The sequence below is a fragment of the Capnocytophaga sp. genome (assembly GCF_030532915.1).
Lineage (GTDB): Bacteria > Bacteroidota > Bacteroidia > Flavobacteriales > Flavobacteriaceae > Capnocytophaga.
Genome location: NZ_JAUNKD010000004.1, coordinates 59,881 through 78,150, shown reverse-complemented (window position 1 = coordinate 78,150; position 18,270 = coordinate 59,881). Strand labels below are relative to the sequence as shown.

10 protein-coding genes and 1 tRNA gene are annotated in these 18,270 nt (G+C 40.4%); 8 read left to right on the top strand and 3 right to left on the bottom strand.

Annotation, left to right across the window (positions count from 1 at the left end; genetic code table 11):
* Nucleotides 1–23: 23 nt before the first annotated feature.
* From nadE to htpG, 3 genes are all read left to right on the top strand, one after another.
* Nucleotides 24–806 carry an NAD(+) synthase gene (nadE, locus tag Q4D72_RS02065; protein ID WP_303075759.1) on the top strand — a complete coding sequence of 261 codons (783 nt, stop codon included), beginning with the start codon at nt 24–26 and terminating at the stop codon, nt 804–806.
* Between the two features lie 28 nt (nt 807–834).
* A complete protein-coding gene (gene purD / locus Q4D72_RS02060) occupies nt 835–2,109 on the top strand; it encodes a phosphoribosylamine--glycine ligase (protein WP_303075758.1) in 1,275 nt (424 codons plus the stop codon).
* A gap of 143 nt (nt 2,110–2,252) precedes the next feature.
* Entirely contained in the window at nt 2,253–4,133 is a 1,881-nt protein-coding gene (gene htpG / locus Q4D72_RS02055; protein WP_303075757.1) for a molecular chaperone HtpG, read from the top strand.
* 196 nt (nt 4,134–4,329) lie between these two features.
* Here the strand turns inward: htpG and Q4D72_RS02050 are convergent.
* Nucleotides 4,330–4,403: transfer RNA gene (locus tag Q4D72_RS02050), tRNA-Asp, on the bottom strand.
* 410 nt (nt 4,404–4,813) lie between these two features.
* Here Q4D72_RS02050 and hflX point away from each other — a divergent pair.
* From hflX to Q4D72_RS02025, 5 genes are all read left to right on the top strand, one after another.
* On the top strand, nt 4,814–6,028 hold the full coding sequence (gene hflX, locus Q4D72_RS02045) for a GTPase HflX (protein ID WP_303075756.1): 1,215 nt from the start codon (nt 4,814–4,816) through the stop codon (nt 6,026–6,028).
* A gap of 174 nt (nt 6,029–6,202) precedes the next feature.
* On the top strand, nt 6,203–6,439 hold the full coding sequence (locus Q4D72_RS02040; protein ID WP_303075755.1) for an acyl carrier protein: 237 nt from the start codon (nt 6,203–6,205) through the stop codon (nt 6,437–6,439).
* A gap of 150 nt (nt 6,440–6,589) precedes the next feature.
* Nucleotides 6,590–7,837, top strand: coding sequence for a beta-ketoacyl-ACP synthase II (fabF, locus tag Q4D72_RS02035; RefSeq protein WP_303075754.1), 1,248 nt, complete (start codon nt 6,590–6,592; stop codon nt 7,835–7,837).
* A 6-nt stretch (nt 7,838–7,843) separates the two neighbouring features.
* Entirely contained in the window at nt 7,844–8,593 is a 750-nt protein-coding gene (gene rnc, locus Q4D72_RS02030; RefSeq protein ID WP_303075753.1) for a ribonuclease III, read from the top strand.
* A gap of 174 nt (nt 8,594–8,767) precedes the next feature.
* Nucleotides 8,768–10,090 carry a sugar MFS transporter gene (locus Q4D72_RS02025; RefSeq protein ID WP_303075752.1) on the top strand — a complete coding sequence of 441 codons (1,323 nt, stop codon included), beginning with the start codon at nt 8,768–8,770 and terminating at the stop codon, nt 10,088–10,090.
* Nucleotides 10,091–10,204: 114 nt separating this feature from the next.
* Here Q4D72_RS02025 and Q4D72_RS02020 read toward each other — a convergent pair whose 3' ends face one another.
* Both Q4D72_RS02020 and Q4D72_RS02015 read right to left on the bottom strand, forming a co-directional pair.
* Nucleotides 10,205–12,511, bottom strand: a complete 2,307-nt coding sequence (locus tag Q4D72_RS02020; RefSeq protein ID WP_303075751.1) for a TonB-dependent receptor — start codon at nt 12,509–12,511, stop codon at nt 10,205–10,207.
* A gap of 173 nt (nt 12,512–12,684) precedes the next feature.
* The gene (locus Q4D72_RS02015; RefSeq protein ID WP_303075750.1) at nt 12,685–18,141 is read right to left on the bottom strand and encodes an alpha-2-macroglobulin; all 5,457 of its coding nucleotides are present in this window, start codon (nt 18,139–18,141) and stop codon (nt 12,685–12,687) included.
* Between the last annotated feature and the right edge of the window lie 129 nt (nt 18,142–18,270).

Here is an 18,270-nt window from a genome sequence, read left to right as displayed (position 1 = left end):
TTACTTTATAAAAACAAAATACAATGAACACAGAAAAAGTTTCACAACATATTGTTAGTTGGCTGAAAAATTACGTCGAAACTTCCCGCGTGAAAGGGCTTGTTATCGGTATTTCGGGAGGGATTGATTCGGCGGTGGTTTCAACTCTTTGTGCCAAAACGGGTTTACCCACACTTTGCCTTGAATTGCCTATACATCAGGCAGAAAGCCACGTGTCGCGCGCCAAAGAACACATTGCTTTCCTGAAAAAAAATTACCCGAATGTTTCAAATCTTCAAGTGGATTTAACGCCTGTTTTTGACCGGTTTGTGAGCCAAATCCCGAAAACGGATAAAACCACTTATGAAATGGCGTTAGCAAACACGCGGGCACGTCTGCGAATGACAACGCTTTACTATTTTGCTGGTTTAGAAGGATATATCGTGGTGGGAACGGGTAACAAAATCGAAGATTTCGGTGTCGGATTTTTTACCAAATACGGCGACGGAGGCGTAGATGTAAGCCCCATTGCCGATTTGATGAAAAGCGAAGTGAGGCAACTGGCTCATTATCTGAATATTCCTGATTCCATTTTGAAAGCCAAACCCGCTGACGGGCTTTTTGGCGATGACCGTAGCGATGAAGACCAACTCAAAGCCTCGTATGATGAGCTGGAATGGGCAATGTTGCAAGACCAAAACGGAAAGCAAGCCGATGATTTTTCGGGGCGGGAAAAAGAAGTTTTTCAGATTTATAAACGTTTGAATAAAGCTAATCAGCACAAAATGAATCCGATACCAATCTGTAAAATAGAAGATAAAAACTGATTTTTAATCATTAATCAATTAGAAAACAATGAAAAACATACTGATTTTAGGTTCCGGCGGACGTGAACACGCTTTCGCCTTGAAAATAAGCCAAAGTCCGCTTTGCAACCAATTGTACGTAGCTCCCGGAAATGGCGGAACTCATCAAGTGGCTACCAATGTGAGTGTGAATCCTACTGATTTTCAGTCCGTAAAGCAATTCGTATTGGAAAAACAAATCACGATGGTGGTAGTAGGTCCCGAAGACCCGCTGGTGCAGGGCGTTTATGATTTCTTTGAAGAAGATGAGCAACTGCAACATATTCAGGTGATTGGACCTTCCAAAAAAGGAGCTCAGCTGGAAGGAAGTAAAGAATTTGCCAAGCAATTTATGCAACGCCACAATATCCCGACGGCTAAATATGAGAGCTTTACGAAAGAAACCGCAGAACAAGGTTGCAAATTTTTGGAATCAATGCAGCCACCTTATGTTTTGAAAGCTGACGGACTGGCGGCCGGAAAAGGTGTGTTGATTATCAGTGATTTAAAAGAAGCTCAAACGGAACTTAAAAATATGCTTTTGAATGAAAAATTCGGAAGTGCCAGCCAAAAGGTTGTAATTGAGGAGTTTCTGGACGGAATTGAGTTGAGTTGTTTTGTTCTTACCGATGGAAAGAATTACAAAATCTTGCCCACAGCCAAAGATTACAAACGCATAGGCGAGAACGACCAAGGTTTGAACACGGGCGGAATGGGGGCGGTTTCTCCCGTGCCTTTTGCCAACGCCGATTTTATGGAAAAAATTGAAAATCGCATCGTAAAACCGACCATCGCAGGGCTTCAAAAAGATAAAATTGAATATAAAGGCTTCATTTTCATCGGGCTTATCAAAGTGAAAGGCGAACCTTACGTGATTGAATACAACGTGCGTATGGGCGACCCCGAAACGGAAGTTGTTCTGCCTCGAATTGAGAGCGATTTAGTTCCGATTTTTGAGTCATTAAGAGAGCAAACGCTTGATAATGTTACGATTGACATCAATCCGCAAAGTGCCGTTACTGTGATGTTGGTTTCGGGCGGTTATCCGAAAGATTACGAAAAAGGAAAACACATCACCGGAACAGAAAACGTAGAAGGTAGCATCGTTTTTCACGCCGGTACATCACTGAAAAATAATGAATTACAAACTTCGGGCGGACGCGTACTTGCCGTTACTTCTTTCGGAAATGATTTCAAAGAAGCCTTGCAAAAATCGTATAAAAACATTGAAAAAATTCATTTTGAAAAGATGTATTTTCGAAAAGACATTGGCTTCGATTTGTAGTAATTTTTTAAAACCATCTAAGATTATTTAAGTATGTTAGATGTTTTTTTTTCTGTCATTTTGTCAGTAATGTTGGTTTGGTATTTTTTTTGTAAAAACACTTCCCGTAAAAAATCATTTACTAAATTAATAAGCAAGAACAAATGAAAGGAAATATCAATGTTTCGGTGGAAAATATTTTTCCGCTTATCAAGAAATTTTTATACAGCGACCACGAAATTTTCCTGCGGGAACTTATCTCCAACGCTACGGACGCAACCTTGAAGCTCAAACACTTAACCCAAATCGGGGAAGCCAAAGTGGCCTACGGAAATCCGATGATTGAAGTGAAAATTGACAAGGAAAACAAAACCCTGCACATTACCGACCAAGGCATCGGGATGTCGGGCGAAGAGGTCGAAAAATACATCAACCAAATCGCTTTTTCGGGTGCGGAAGAATTCCTTGAAAAATACAAAGACACTGCCAAAGATGCAGGCGTTATCGGGCATTTCGGACTCGGATTTTACTCCGCTTTTATGGTGGCTAACAAGGTGGAAATCATCACTAAATCTTACACCGATGCTCCCGCCGTGCGTTGGACGTGTGACGGCTCGCCCGAATACACACTCGAACCTGCCGAAAAATCGGAACGAGGCACCGAAATTATTTTGCACATCGCCGACGATTCCACCGAATTTTTGGAAGAATATCGCATTGAAGAATTGTTGCGAAAATACAACAAATTTATGCCGATTCCCATCAAATTCGGAACCAAGCAAGTGCCGCTTCCTCGCCCTGAAAATGCTCCCGATGATTACAAAACGGAATACGAAACCGTTGATAACATCGTGAACAACCCAACGCCCGCGTGGACAAAACAACCGTCTGATTTACAAGACGATGACTACAAAAATTTCTATCGCGAACTCTATCCGATGCAGTTCGACGACCCGTTGTTTCACATTCATTTGAACGTGGATTATCCGTTTAATTTAACAGGAATTTTGTATTTCCCGAAATTATCGATGGATATGCAAATCCAAAAAGACCGTATTCAATTGTATCAAAACCAGGTGTTTGTAACGGATAATGTGGAAGGTATTGTTCCTGAATTTTTAACGATGCTCAAAGGGGTGATTGACTCGCCCGACATTCCGCTTAACGTGTCGCGTTCGTATTTGCAAGCCGACGGTAACGTGAAAAAAATCGCGAATTACATCACGCGTAAGGTTTCCGACAAGTTAAAATCCCTTTTTAACGCCAATCGGGAAGATTTTCAATCAAAATGGAACGATATTAAGATAGTTTTGGAGTACGGAATGCTTTCCGAACCGAAATTTTACGAAAAAGCAGGCGATTTTGTGCTTTATCCAACGGTGGACGACCAATATTTCACGCTTTCCGAGTTAAAAGAAGCCTTAAAAGAACAACAAACTGACAAAAACGGCAAATTGGTGGTGCTTTACGCTCAAAATAAGGAAACGCAACACGCCGCCATCGAAGAAGCCAAAGAAAAAGGCTATCAGGTTTTGCTTTTGGATTCGCCCATCGTGTCGCATTTAATTCAGAAGTTGGAACACGACAATGAAAACCTGACGTTTGCTCGGGTGGATTCAGCTCCGATTTCAAAACTTATTGAAAAAGAAGAAACTACGATTGCGAAATTTTCCGAAGAGGAAAAAACATCGCTCAAAGAAAGCATTGAAAAAACGATTCCGCAAGAAGGTTTTGTGGTGCAATTGGAGGATTTGGAGAGCGACAGCACGCCGTTCAGCATCAATCAGCCCGAGTTTATGCGACGAATGAAAGAAATGAGTGCTACGGGCGGCGGAATGTTCGGTATGGGGAATTTCCCTGAGATGTATCACTTGGTGGTGAACACGAATTCGCCTTTGGCAACGTCCATTCTCAACACGGCGGACGAAGCTGAAAAACAGCACCTTATCAAGCAAGCCTTTGATTTGGCACGACTTTCGCAAGGGTTGTTAAAAGGCAAGGAACTCACCGATTTTGTAAAACGGAATTTTCAAGAATTGAAATAATTTTAATTTTTTCATAGGAAGAAAGGCGATACACAGCGTTGTGTGTCGCTTTTCTTTTTTTGAAAGGTTAAGGTCTTGATTTGTTTTGGATTATATAAAAATGAAAAAGCCTTCCTAAAATAGGAAAGCCTTCCATTGGTTTACTATAAACCCGTGTAAAAGTATTTACACAAAACAACACAACTAAATTTTATTGCGGTCTGGACGGGACTCGAACCCGCGACCCCATGCGTGACAGGCATGTATTCTAACCAACTGAACTACCAAACCAATATGTATTGCAAATCATTTCATCATTGCGGTTGCAAAGGTACAGCTTTTTTTTATTCCTGCAAATTTTTTTTGCAAAAAAAATGCTTTTTTTTTAGTTTTAAATGTAAGTGCTTGATATTTAGTGTGTATTTTTTTGTTGAAAAAAATCATTTTTTTGGAATTTATACAAATTCGGACTGAATCTTGCCTTCCAATTTCAAGATAATGCTCTTTTCATTTTTCGAAAAATATTTCAAAATATGTCAGTTTATTATCAAAAGAAATGGTTGTAACCTTAACGGGATTCTTCTGCAAAAAAAATACGCTTTTTATAATCAAGTAATAAAATGATTTACAAGGGCAAAAGTAGTTTTTTCTGCTTAAAAAAAATAATTTTTCTACCTTTGCACGAAAAATAAAAGTAGCTTATGCTCGAACAAATTAATTTGAATTATGAAAAAGTCGTTTTGGTGGGAATTATCAATCAGCATCAAGACGAAGAAAAATCAAAAGAATATCTGGACGAACTCGAATTTTTGACCTATACCGCCGGGGGTGAGGTACTTAAACGCTTTACGCAGAAATTGGACGTTCCAAATCCGAAAACCTTCATCGGAACGGGAAAAATGGAAGAAGTACAGCAATTTGTGGAAGAAAATGAGGTCGGTACGGTGGTTTTTGACGATGAACTTTCGCCCGCACAGCAAAAAAATATCGAACGCATCTTAAAAGCCAAAATTTTAGACCGAACAGGACTTATTTTGGATATTTTTGCCCAGCGGGCCCAAACCAGTTATTCCCGAACTCAGGTGGAATTAGCTCAATATCAGTATCTTTTGCCACGACTTACGGGACTTTGGACGCACTTGGAACGCCAGCGGGGAGGTATCGGGATGCGAGGACCCGGTGAGACTGAAATTGAAACTGACCGCCGTATCGTACGCGACCGCATCGCACTTTTGAAGAAAAAACTCGCCACTATCGACCGTCAAATGGCGGTGCAACGGGGCAATCGTGGGGCGTTGGTGCGGGTGGCTCTCATCGGATATACCAATGTTGGGAAATCGACCTTGATGAACGTTATCAGCAAGAGCGATGTTTTTGCCGAAAACAAACTTTTTGCCACGCTCGACACCACCGTCAGAAAAGTGGTAATCGGTAATCTTCCGTTTTTATTATCTGATACTGTGGGATTTATCCGAAAATTACCTACACAACTGATTGAGTCGTTTAAAAGTACGCTTGACGAGGTTCGCGAAGCTGATTTATTGCTTCACGTGGTAGATATTTCGCATCCTAATTTTGAGGAGCATATTGATTCGGTGAATCAAATTCTTGCCGAAATCAAAAGTGCTGATAAGCCTACTATTATGGTTTTCAATAAAATAGATGCTTATACGCACGAAAGTATTCCGGAAGATGATTTAATAACCGAACGCACGTCCAAACATTTTACGTTGGAGCAATGGAAACAGACTTGGATGCACAAAATGGGCGGCGATGCGCTGTTTATTTCCGCCTTAAATAAGGATAATTTGGAGGAGTTCCGTGAGAAAGTGTATGCCAAAGTGCGGGAAATTCACATAACGCGATTTCCGTTTAATAACTTTTTGTATCCGGAATTGGAAGACGAAAATTCTTAAAAAAAGGGATTTTTACGCCGAAGTTTTTCTGTTATGGAAAAAGGTTTTTGTTTTTGTAAATCAATTTATTATAAATTTTAACAACAAAAAAAAGACTGATATTTACCCAGAACGATGGCTATTTAAAAAAAGTTTATTACTTTTGCCCACAGTAATATTAAATAAGAAGAAATTATGTCAGACATTACATCAAGAGTTAAAGCCATTATCGTTGATAAGTTAGGCGTAGATGAAAACGAAGTAGTTGCAGACGCAAGCTTCACGAACGACTTAGGAGCTGATTCATTAGACACGGTTGAATTGATTATGGAGTTTGAAAAAGAATTTGATATCCAAATTCCGGACGATCAAGCTGAAAATATCGCAACTGTTGGTCAAGCTATCAAATATATTGAAGAAGCAAAACAATAATGAGCGAAAGCTATAAACAACAGGCTATAAGCAGTAAAAATATTTTATGCTTATAGTCTGATGTTTTCAAAACGATGTATTCGTAACAAAAATAGTGGCTAATCATTTTTTTTGGCAAAGGCTTAAAAAAAATAAAATTTGTTTAAATTTATGAAAAACAGACGTGTTGTAGTAACAGGTTTAGGCGCTTTAACCCCAATAGGTAATACAGTCAAGGAATATTGGGAAAACTTGATAGCGGGCACGAGCGGTGCGGCTACCATAACCCATTTTGATGCCTCAAAATTCAAAACACAATTTGCCTGTGAGGTAAAAAACTTTAATGTAGAGGATTTTATCGAACGCAAAGAAGCTCGCAAATTAGACAAATTCACACAATATGCCGTTGTTGCTTCTGATGAAGCAATTAAAGACGCCAAAATTAATATTGATTCCATTGATAAAGACCGTGTGGGGGTTATCTGGGGTTCTGGAATTGGGGGGCTTGAAACTTTTCAAGAAGAAGTTATTAGTTTTACCAAAGGAGACGGAACGCCTCGGTTTAACCCTTTTTTCATTCCGAAAATGATTGCTGATATTGCCTCGGGGGTAATTTCAATCCGTTACGGGTTCAGAGGGCCTAATTTTGCAACCGTATCGGCTTGTGCATCAGCGGCTAACGCAATGATTGATGCGCTGAATTATATTCGATTGGGGCACGCCGATGTGATTGTTTCGGGAGGTTCGGAAGCTGCCGTAACCATTGCCGGAATGGGTGGGTTCAACGCGCTTCACGCACTTTCCACACGCAATGACAATCCTGCTCAGGCTTCACGTCCGTTTGATGCTAATCGAGACGGATTTGTTTTGGGCGAGGGAGCTGCTGCCGTTGTTTTGGAGGAATATGAACACGCTGTGGCACGTGGGGCTACCATTTATTGTGAGTTAGCCGGCGGAGGACTATCAGCCGATGCTCATCATATGACAGCGCCACATCCCGAAGGGTTAGGGGCTAAAAACGTGATGCTTAACTGTTTGCGTGACGCCAATACCCAACCCGAAGAAGTTGATGCTATCAATCTGCACGGAACATCAACACCACTGGGCGACATTGCCGAATCAAAAGCTGTTTTGGAGGTTTTTGGTCAGCACGCCTATTCTATTAACTTAAACTCAACTAAATCAATGACGGGGCATCTGTTGGGTGCTGCCGGTGCCGTAGAGGCAGTTGCTTCAATTTTGGCAATTAAAAATGGGATTGTCCCACCAACGATTAATTTTGAAACCCCAGATGAAAAAATCGACCAAAAGCTGAATTTCACGTTCAATAAGGCTCAAAAACGTGATATAAAGGTGGCAATGAGTAACACTTTCGGCTTCGGAGGTCATAATGCTTGTTTGCTCTTTAAAAAAATATGATACTTTGTGTTCAATTTTAAAAAAATATTAGATTTTTCCCGTTTTAAGAAGAGAAAAGATGGGATTTTCTATGCTAAAATGAAAACGCTTTTGGGGTTTTCGCCTAAAACCTTATCGTATTACAGTGAGGCTTTTACGCATCCGTCGTATCAGTACAATAAAAATTCACGCAAAAGTTATGAACGACTTGAATTTTTGGGTGACGCCATCTTGGGCGCCGTAATTGCTGATTATGTTTTTACCAATGCCCCCGATCAAAACGAGGGGTATCTTACTAAAATGCGTTCTAAAATCGTGGAACGCCGCTATTTAAATCAATTAGGTGAGGAGTTAAACTTGCTCGACTTATTGCGTACGAAACTTTCTCACAGACAATTAGGTAACAATATTACAGGTAATCTCTTTGAAGCCTTAATTGGCGCTATTTATTTGGATAAAGGCTATCAAGAGTGTTCTAATTTTATTGAGCGAAAACTCATCATTCCGTACATTGATTTGAAAAACTTGGAAGAAAAAGTTATCAGTCATAAGAGTCTCCTTATTGAATGGTGTCAAAAGCATAAGCGTGATTTTTCATTTGAAACTCAGGAAGATAAGGAAGATTGTTCAGAAGTTAGGCATTTTGTTTCAAAAGTTCATGTACAAGGTTTTTCATCCACACGGGCGCGCTCTACTTCCAAGAAAAAAGCAGAAGAAAATGCTGCAAAACGCGCTTGTTACAAAATTCAGGGTAGTAACAATTCATTAAAAGGATAATCAGTATCTTTACTTTTTATTAACTATTGTTGTATATTTGTAATAATTTTACATTGTTGATTTTTAACATGTTAATTTAAGTTCGTTATATTTGAAACAAAATAAAATGTTAAAATTTAACGTATGTATTAATATTCGTATTAAATTTGCTTCGCAGTATTAACGAATATATTAATGGCAGTACAAAAAGGTTATAGAAAAACATTAGTGTTCATCACCACACTGTTTTTTTTGTGGGGTTTTGTTGCGGTCTTTACAGATGCGTTAGTACCGCGTCTTAAAGACGTTTTTGGACTCACGTATTTGGAGGCAAGCATGGTTCGGTTTGCTTTTTTTATTACGTATTTGCTTTTTTCAATTCCCGCAACATTCATTTTAAATAAGATAGGATACAGATACAGTATTGTTGTTGGGCTTTTAACAATGGCAACAGGCTGTTTTATTGTCTATCCTGCAGCTTCTGAGCGTATTTTCTTTTTGTTTTTGGTTGCTATTTTTGTGTTGGCAAGCGGTGTTACGCTTTTGCAATCCGTTGCAAATCAGTATGTATCTACACAAGATAAGGACGTTTTAGCTTCGGGGAAATTAAATGTTTCACAGGCGTTTAACGCTTTAGGGACTACCATTGCACCCATTGTTGGGGCTATTTACATCCTTAGTGATAGGGTAATGATGCCCGATGAAATTGGTATGTTAAGCAGTTTTGAGCAGAGTGTTTATTTCACGACTGAAACTACGGTGGTGGTGCTTCCTTTCACGGTAATTGCCATAGTGCTGTTGCTCCTTACAATTGTTTTTCTGTTTGCAAAATTTCCGAAAATGGGAGGTGAAAAGCAGCTTTTCCGATGGAAGGAATATGTTACTGTGTTAAACAAGCAGAGTCTGCTTTTTGGTGCTATTGCTATATTTTTGTATGTAGGTGCCGAAGTGGCTATTGGCAGTTTTTTAGTGAATTACTTCATTGAAACGAACATCATAAAACACGTGTTTGAAAGTAATTTTATTGGTTCGGCAATTGTTAATTTTGGAAAATTTTTGGGTAGAAACCTCATTGAAGACGATTCAAAAACCATTGCAGGGATTTTCGTTACATTTTACTGGGGCGGAGCGATGATTGGGCGTTTTGCGGGAGTTTTTCTTTCAAAAATAATTGCTCCGGCAAAATTATTGATATTATTTTCGCTCGGTGCGATGATTTCAATCCTTATTTCAATAAATACCGACGGATTGACCTCAATGTGGAGCATTTTGGCAGTTGGTTTTTTCAATTCAATTATGTTTCCTTCCATTTTTGCCCTAACGTTAGACGGATTGGAAGATTTTAAGACGGAAACCTCCGGAATTTTATGTACAATGATTGGCGGAGGAGCTATTATTCCGCTTGTTTTCGGTTTTTTTATTGACCATATCGGGTTCAGAATGGCATTTTTGTCGTTGGTTGCTTGTTATGGATTTATTCTTTTCTTCGGATATTACAAACGTTTTATACGATTTTAATGTTTTTTATTCATAATAAAAAGAATGTGCCGTAAATTCATTTTTACGACACATTCAAAATATAGCTTAATACACAACTTTTTTACGTTTGCCTTTCAAAACACAGGCAAGTTTTTACAACTTTATCTTCAAACCGGCAAAGAACGTTCGGGGCAGTGAGGGACCATAAATATAATTCGAGTCGCGGTCAATGCCTGTATCAAAATCTTTTTGGTAATCGTTAAACAAGTTTTTTACCCCGATACTGGCTTCCATCGTGAAGAAATTCCCCCATTTAAAATAGTACGAAGAGTTCAAACCAAAGTCAAACATATTGGGTGTGGTAACCAGTTCGTTTCTGCCTTCGTGTAGGGTTTCCATCGAGCCAGTAAAAACCGTTGTGAGGTTAATTGCCCAAGGGTCAAGGGGTTTGTAGGTGACCGTGAAATTCCCGTAAGCCGAAGGCGAACGCAACATATTGTCGCTGGCAAGCACTTCGCCGGTTTCGGTTTCGGCAACCACTTGCGGTTTTTCGTATTTTGAACGCTGAAAAGTTGCTCCCAACTGCAAGGCAATTTTAGGGTTGGGGCTGTATTTGAGTTCCAAATTAACGCCTTTCACGGTTGCCTTATCACCGTTTTGTTTCTCCTTGATATCCAGTTCGTTTTCTTTCCCAACAGAAACATATACAAACGGATTGTGCAGTGCGGTGTAAAAACCTTCCAACATCGCCACCAACTGATGTCCGTCGTGTGAATGGTTGTATTCCAATGAAGCCGTGAAGCTGTCCGAAGTTTCTTTTTTCAGATTGGAAGCCAATTGTACACGGCGTACTTCTCCCGTAATCAATTCGTTATGAGCATCTTCGGAATAAAACAACGGAGCTCTAAATCCACGTGCGTACGAAGCTCGCGTAATTACCTCATTAGTAATATTATACAAAACGCTGGCTCTGGGATTGATGGTCGTGATTGATTTTTGTAACAAATTAGAAGACGTATTATCCAAACGTAAGCCTGCCAAAATTTTGAAATTTGGAAGGATTTTCCAGTCGGCTTGGGTAAACAATCCGAAGACATTTTGATTTTGATTTACGGAAAGAATATCGGGATTGCGGCGATTTTCCGAGATTTTGTCAGCTTTGTATTCCGCACCCGATGTCAATTGTACGGAACCTTCTCCTACGTAAAGTTGTGCGGTGTGTTGCCCGCCAATCACCCAAACATTTTCGCGCGTAATTCCGTAGTTAAGTGCTTCAACGTCATAGGTTTGGTTCTCAGTGTCGAAAGCTCCGTAGTAATTGTCGGCTTTGGTTCGTTGTCCGCTAGCAAAAACCGAAAATTTGTGATTGTACGATGGCGAAAGATAATCGTACGTCAGATTTCCGCCCACCATATTGGTTCGGATTGATTCGGCGATGTCAGCCAAATGTTCGGGCTCATCAAATTTATTGCCTCCGCGTCGGTTTTCATTGCCGATATTAAGTTCGCCAGTCATTTTCTTACGGGAAGTAAAATCGTTGAAAAACTTGGCTCCGACGTTGAGATTTCGCAGTCTGGGAAGTTCCGAAAGGTCATCGCCATTGGCGTCGTACGCTTCGCGGTTGCGGTTTATTCCGTAAAAAGAAATGCCGCGGGCAAAATTCTCGCTTACGATTGAGCCGTTAAACGAAGCCACCACATCTTCTGATTTTCCGCCGATAAGCGCCATTGAAATGCCTGCTTGAGCCTCATTTTCAGTAGGATTCTTTGTGATTACGTTAATCGTTCCGCCTATGGCATTTGCTCCGAAAAGTGCCGAACCGCCACCGCGAATCACCTCAATGCGGTCAATCATACTTGCCGGAATTTGTTCCAGTCCGTACACGCCGTTAAACGACCCGAAAATAGGACGGCTGTCAATCAAAATTTGGGAATATGCACCGCTTAAACCGTTGATTCTCACTTGTGAAAATCCGCAATTTTGACAGTTTACTTCGGTTCGTAATCCGGGTTGGAAAACCAAACCTTCCATCAGCGTGGTGGCTTTCACGTTTACCAAATCTTTCTGTCCCGTAACACTCACTAAAACAGGAGCTTCCTTGCGGTTCAAGGCGGTTTTAGTGGCTGTGATTACCACCTCGTCAATGCCCAAAACGTCGGGTTTTAAGCTGAAATCCTTTTTGAGCGTTTCATTGGCTTTCAAAACGATTTTTTCGGTAACGGAAAGATAACCTAATGAGTTGATTTTTAGTGTGTAATTTCCGCTTGGAATGCGAAGTTCAAAACTTCCGTTGCGATCGGAAGTTACCCATTTTTTATGCTCCGAGTTTTCCAGAACGAGTGAAACGGCTTCAAGCGGTTGTCCTTCCGATGTGATAACTCCTTTTAAAACAGCTTCTTGCGACCATATTTTTGCACAAGTGAGCAGTAAAAACGTAAATACATATTTTTTTAGCATCATTTATTATTTATGTGTTATGAAAATAATTTTTCGGCAAATCTAAAAAATATATTTCATTTATAAAAATACAATTGTAATTATTTTGATGAAAAAGATGTAACATATTGAAAAACAAAAAACTGCCAACTTACCAAGCCGACAGTTTTTTTGTAATTATTAAAATCCAAAAGAGATTAATTTCGGATAACTTCCACCCATTTTCCTTGGGTTCGGGTATTGTAGCGTGGGTTGTACATCGCTTCGGCAAAAGTACCCGGAAGATAGTAACGACCTGCATACGAAGCGTTGATTTTCAATCGGATAACTTTTGTTTGATTGCCTCGCAGTGATAAATAGAAATTAGCGCGGTCATCCCTAAAATCAGCGTAATCAATATGCGCATCTTGCTCAGTATCAACATAATCCGTAAAGCGTGTGTTGATAATTTCCCACCCCGACGGAATAATTTGCGTAAGAGCCACATTTTCAACCGATTCATTGGTCAGGTTTTTAACTTCAATAGAAAGGGTCAGTTCCGTGCTTTGACGTAACATACGCTCATCAAGCACGTTACCGTTTTTATCGCGATAGGTGGTGACAAGTGCCAATCCGTTTTGCATTGTTAATTCTTCCCCAACGGGCAATACGCCACTTGAAATAAGTCGCACGTAAAGTGTTTGTTTTGAGGTGTTTTTCAGCTGTACGGGCTGTTTATCTCCTTGGGTTGGTAATGCAACGGAAGCCATTGGTTCACTTGATGTAACGGTTTCGGTTTTCCCCGCAAAGGAATACGATACTGAAAATGAAGCACCACTTTTATTGATTTCCACGTATTTAGCCATTGCGTAAAGTGCGTAGGCAGTGGTTTGCGTACTCATCCAATCGGAAGACGAGAGTTTGTCGGCAATTTCCAACGCCCAACGAGCTGCATCTTCTTTCTTCCCAACGAGCAGAGCCGTTTCCAGCGCCATCGCTTTGTTACGAACTTCCGAACCGTAATAATAACCGTGGTTGCTGCCGTCCAACGTGGTTGATTGAAACAGATTGATGGCGGTTTGTTTCTGTCCCGCAACGGCGTAAGAAGCTGCCAGTAAACGTTTTGCATCGGACGAAATTTCGCCGGTCTCCCGTAATCGGTTCATAGCTCCCATATTGGGTTCGCCTGCCAAAGCCAACGTGTACAAGCGATATGCCTGAGCAAAATCATTGCGAGATTGGGGTTCAAAACGCCATTGACGGGCTTCGTTATTTTGATAATTCAGCCAATTTTGCTTGCTTCCCGACGGAAGAACGTAGCCTTTTTTCTCTGCTGAAATAAAGAAATGACCGATGTATGACGTTGCCCAATCATCGGCATATCGATTTCCTTTCCAATAGGCAAATCCACCGTTAGGAAGCTGATTTTCGTGTAATTTGCTGATGGCAGCGGTTACATTTCGGCGTACTTCTTCGCTTTTTTCAGAAGTAAGTTTTACAAAATCACCCAAAAACAATTGCGGAAACGCCCCCGATGTAATCTGTTCGCCACAACCGTGCGGATACGAAATCAAATAATTCAACCGTTGGTGTAAATTCACACCCGGGAAACTCGAAATTTCCAACACGGTTTTGGCTTTTTCACCAAAAACGGAAGTGTTTAGACTTTGACTTTCTCCTGCCGCAAGAACCGCATTTTGAACAAAATACGTTACCGGATTCGGGTTGTAAATATCCATTTCCACTTCGTAAGTTGCTTTTTCATTGCCCGAAGTTGCCGTGATTTTTACCTTTCCGATGCCTGTTTGTTGGGTGGTTTCCAGTTCAAAATACGCCATTTTTTCGCCCGTTCCGCTGAATTGTAACGATTGTGATTTATTACCAACTACTTTAAAATGAGCATTTGTTTCTACGGAAACGGTGGCATTTCGGATATTTTTTTCCATTGCAAAAACCGTAACCGGCAAGGTGATTTTCTCACCCGGAACCGCTTTTCGAGGCAACGAACCAAGCAATGACAATGGACTAATAACCGGAATGTCTTTCTTCTCGGCACTTCCAAAGGCATTTTTAGCCACATCGGAAGCGATGACCATAACCCGTGCCGAGCCCATATAATTCGGGATTTGTACCGTGTGAGCATTCGTGTTCCCTTTTTTCAATTCAAACGGACCTTTAACAATTACAAACGGCTTGAATCGGTTGGCTTTTTGTGCGTCAGCTCCGCCCAAATCTTCATCACCACCAATGCTAAAAGCTTGATTTACCGTGCCTCCGTAAGCTCCGATAATGTCGTTGTACACGTCCCAAGTTTTTACGCCCAGAGCCGTTTTTGAGAAAAACTTGCTCCAAGGGTTCGGGGTTTTGAATCGGGTTAAATTCAGCAAACCGTCTTCCACAATAGCAAGCGAGTAAGTCATTGTTTTTCCGTTCTTTTCACTGATTTTGATAGTCGTTTTTTGTTCGGGACGTAATGTTTCTGCCATTTGAATAACAGGCTCCAAACGGGTTTGTTTATCCACTACCGAAATCGGCAAAACGCCATACAAACGAATGGGAGCATCGTTAGCCGAATGGGCGTGCGGTTGCAACAACGTAACGTAAAAATAAACGTTTGGTGTCATTCTTTCAGTAATCGGAATTTCATAAGTTGTTTCTCCGGAATCAGCTGTTACCCAGTGAGTTTCTATAACGTCACTTCCGTTTTCAACAGAGATTAATGCACGTCCGCCCTTATCCGAAGGGAATGAAATTTTGGCTTTTTCGCCCACATTGTATTCTTTTTTGTTACTTCCGATGGCGAGCATAACGGCTTCATCTCCTGAGGCGTTTCGCGATTTTCCCGACCAATCTCCCCAGTCGAAATACACGGTGGTTCCGCATTTGTGTCCGCTATCTTCTTCGGAAAGCAAAATGAAATATCTGCCCCAATCGCCATCAGGAATTTTGATGTCAAATTTGGCTTTTCCGCTTTGGTCAGTTTCGATGTTTTTAGTGGTGTACAACGCGTTACTGCTTGAACTGCTGTATGTTGAAATATTTTGATTGGAAGCATCCCACCACCAATTCCAGCCTACTTTGTAAACCGAAACTTGAATATTTTTCCCACTCAGCGGTTTGCCTTTTTCGGAAAGCACCACCGTTTGGAAAGTGTGATTTTTTTCGGTGTCATAATAATCATATTTGTTGGTTTCGGGCAATCGTAAACCTACGTAACTATCATAAGGTGAGAATGATGCAGTTGTAACATCGGTGCTGAAATCACCTCCGCTTTCATCGGCTTGTGTCAGGAAATTTACCCGTAACATTCCGGGAGCTTGTAATTCTTCGGCTTTGAAATAGAAATTGGTATTTCCTTGGCTGTCAGTTTGTCCTTCATAGACAGAAATTTCTTGATTTTCAAATTGATAGGCTTTGTTGTTGAATAAATATTTCTCGTAGCCTTTAAACGCCGTTTCCATCGGGTAGAATTTGGCTTTTACGTTCACTTTCGTGTTTCCGGCTGGCGAACCGTGTAACCAAAGTACTTGTAAACGAGCGTTTTCACCCTGTGCCGAAATTAATTTTCCGCTTAGGCTGTTTTCAATTTTTAATCGGTTGGGCTTTATGGTTTCGACCTTGATTTGCTTGCTGAATTTAGCCGCACCTGCCGAAATGCTCACATTCCAATTTCCGGTGGGAGCTTCGGGCGAGGTTTTTAATCCGAAAACGTAATGATGTGTTGGGTTACTGCTTTGTACACGTTCTGCCATTACTTTTCCGTAAGGGTCTGTAAATTTGAGTTTTATAGGCAAGTTTTCAGGCGTTTTTTGAGCAAAATCATTCAGCACGAAGCCCACGTAAATGCTGTCGCCAGGTCGCCATACGCCTCGCTCGGCGTAAATATGTCCGTTCAAGCCTTTTTGCAAACGAAGCCCATCCACGTCGTAATTACTGAGCGATTGCGGCACTCCGTCGTCCATTTTCACGTATGTGGTGCTGTTGTCTTTTCTTACCTTCGCAAAAAAAGCACGGTGCGAAATCTCAAATTTAGCAATTCCGTTGCCGTCTGTTTTGCCTTCCTGTATTTTTTGTTGCTGATAATCAAACACTTCAACCGTAGCTCCACTAACAGGTTCGGTGTCTAAAATATTGTTTACGATAACCGTATAATGATTGTTCTGTCCTTTTTTGACAATTACGCCTAAATCACTCCCTAACACATTGGTTGCCACGTTTTTGTGTGCGCCGTAATATTCTTCATCACAAGGATTGTTGCTGCCACCCCAGTAATAGTAATAATCATCTTCATCAAGTTCTTTTTCAAGCGGTTCTTCTTCAAATGAAAGGTCAAGCGGCTCATTTTCAGAACCACAGGCATAAAGCGAATAGTTTTTCTTCATTGAAAACTCCACGCGGTAAATAGCCCCAGGTTCGGGTGATATAACTGATGATAAATCAAGTGAATACGTATTCCATTCTTTCAGAGGAGATAACGTGCTTTCTGAAAGTTGAATTACTTTTTTGGCGATAGGTTTCCCAACCCGATGCAGAGAATGCCCTGTGCCTAAATTGTTCTCTTGCAAAAATTGCAGAATATTATTCTCATAAATGCGATAAACCGTGGCATTTACGGCACGCAAATTAATGGTTTGGAAATGAATTTTAAGGTTTTGTGAGCTTGGCAAAATCGTTCCGTTTTTTACAAGCCTGATTTCAGGTTTTTGCTGTAAGAAATTGACTGAGAACGATTTCGCTTCACTGATGCGTTTTCCGTAAAGGCTTCGAATTCCTTCATAAACGGTTACTTGAAACTCACCTTCCTCAGAAGTTTCACGAAAAACATTCAGTACGTTTCCATTAACGCTGTATTTCAGTTCGTTACTTGTTTGTGAAAGCGTTACCAAACCGTTAAAATTCTGATTTTTTTCAAGCGGTTCCGAGAAATTGATACGAAACGATTGATTTGAAGTGTTTTCCGTTTTTACACCAAGCGCCTTGAAAACGCCTCTTTCAGGGATGACAAATGAAAAAGGTGTTGTGCTTTCGGGGGCGCCACTTTGCCATTTAATTTCCAGATTTTGTGGCTTTTCGGCACGTGGAAGACTGTCAAAAACAATCGAAAAACGATTGCTACTACCTTGCGAAAGGAATTTTACCGCTACTTTTTTGTTTCCTAATTGCGCTGAAATCAGTTTTTTGGCTGTTTCATACGAAATTTTATCATTGGCAAGCAATTCGGCATTTAAAAAATACAGATTTTCATTGTAAGATTGCAAATCTCCTTCCTTAATTTTATAACCTTGTTGCAGGGTTTTTACTGAAAAACGAAACGTTTCCAATCCGTCAGAAACCTCAAATAATTTCTTTAAATGAAAAGAAACTTTGTATTGAGTATTTTGTTCCAAACGTTTTTCCGGAATGAATTCCACTTCATACGGATTGGAACTTACCACTTTCCCTTTAACTTTCGGGGCGATTTCAAACAAATCTAAGTTGTTGATTTTCGATATTTTGTCGGGTGAAAGCGCTTTGTTGAAAGCAATTTTAAAACTCGTTTCGGCAGAAACGGTTCCACCGGTAAATCCGGAAATATAATCTTTGTACAACAACGGATTACTGTTAAAAACCGTCGTTTCCTTTCGGCATGAACCAAATGCCAACAGAATTAGTAAAATAAGTAGCGAATTTCTCATAAGTACTTGAATATTTATTTCTTTGGGCAAAGGTATGAAAAAGAAAATGATAAAGATAACAATTGCCGGAAAATATTTTTTCGTTTCGGGCATTTGATTTTCACCGGAAAAGATGTACCTTTGTGCAAA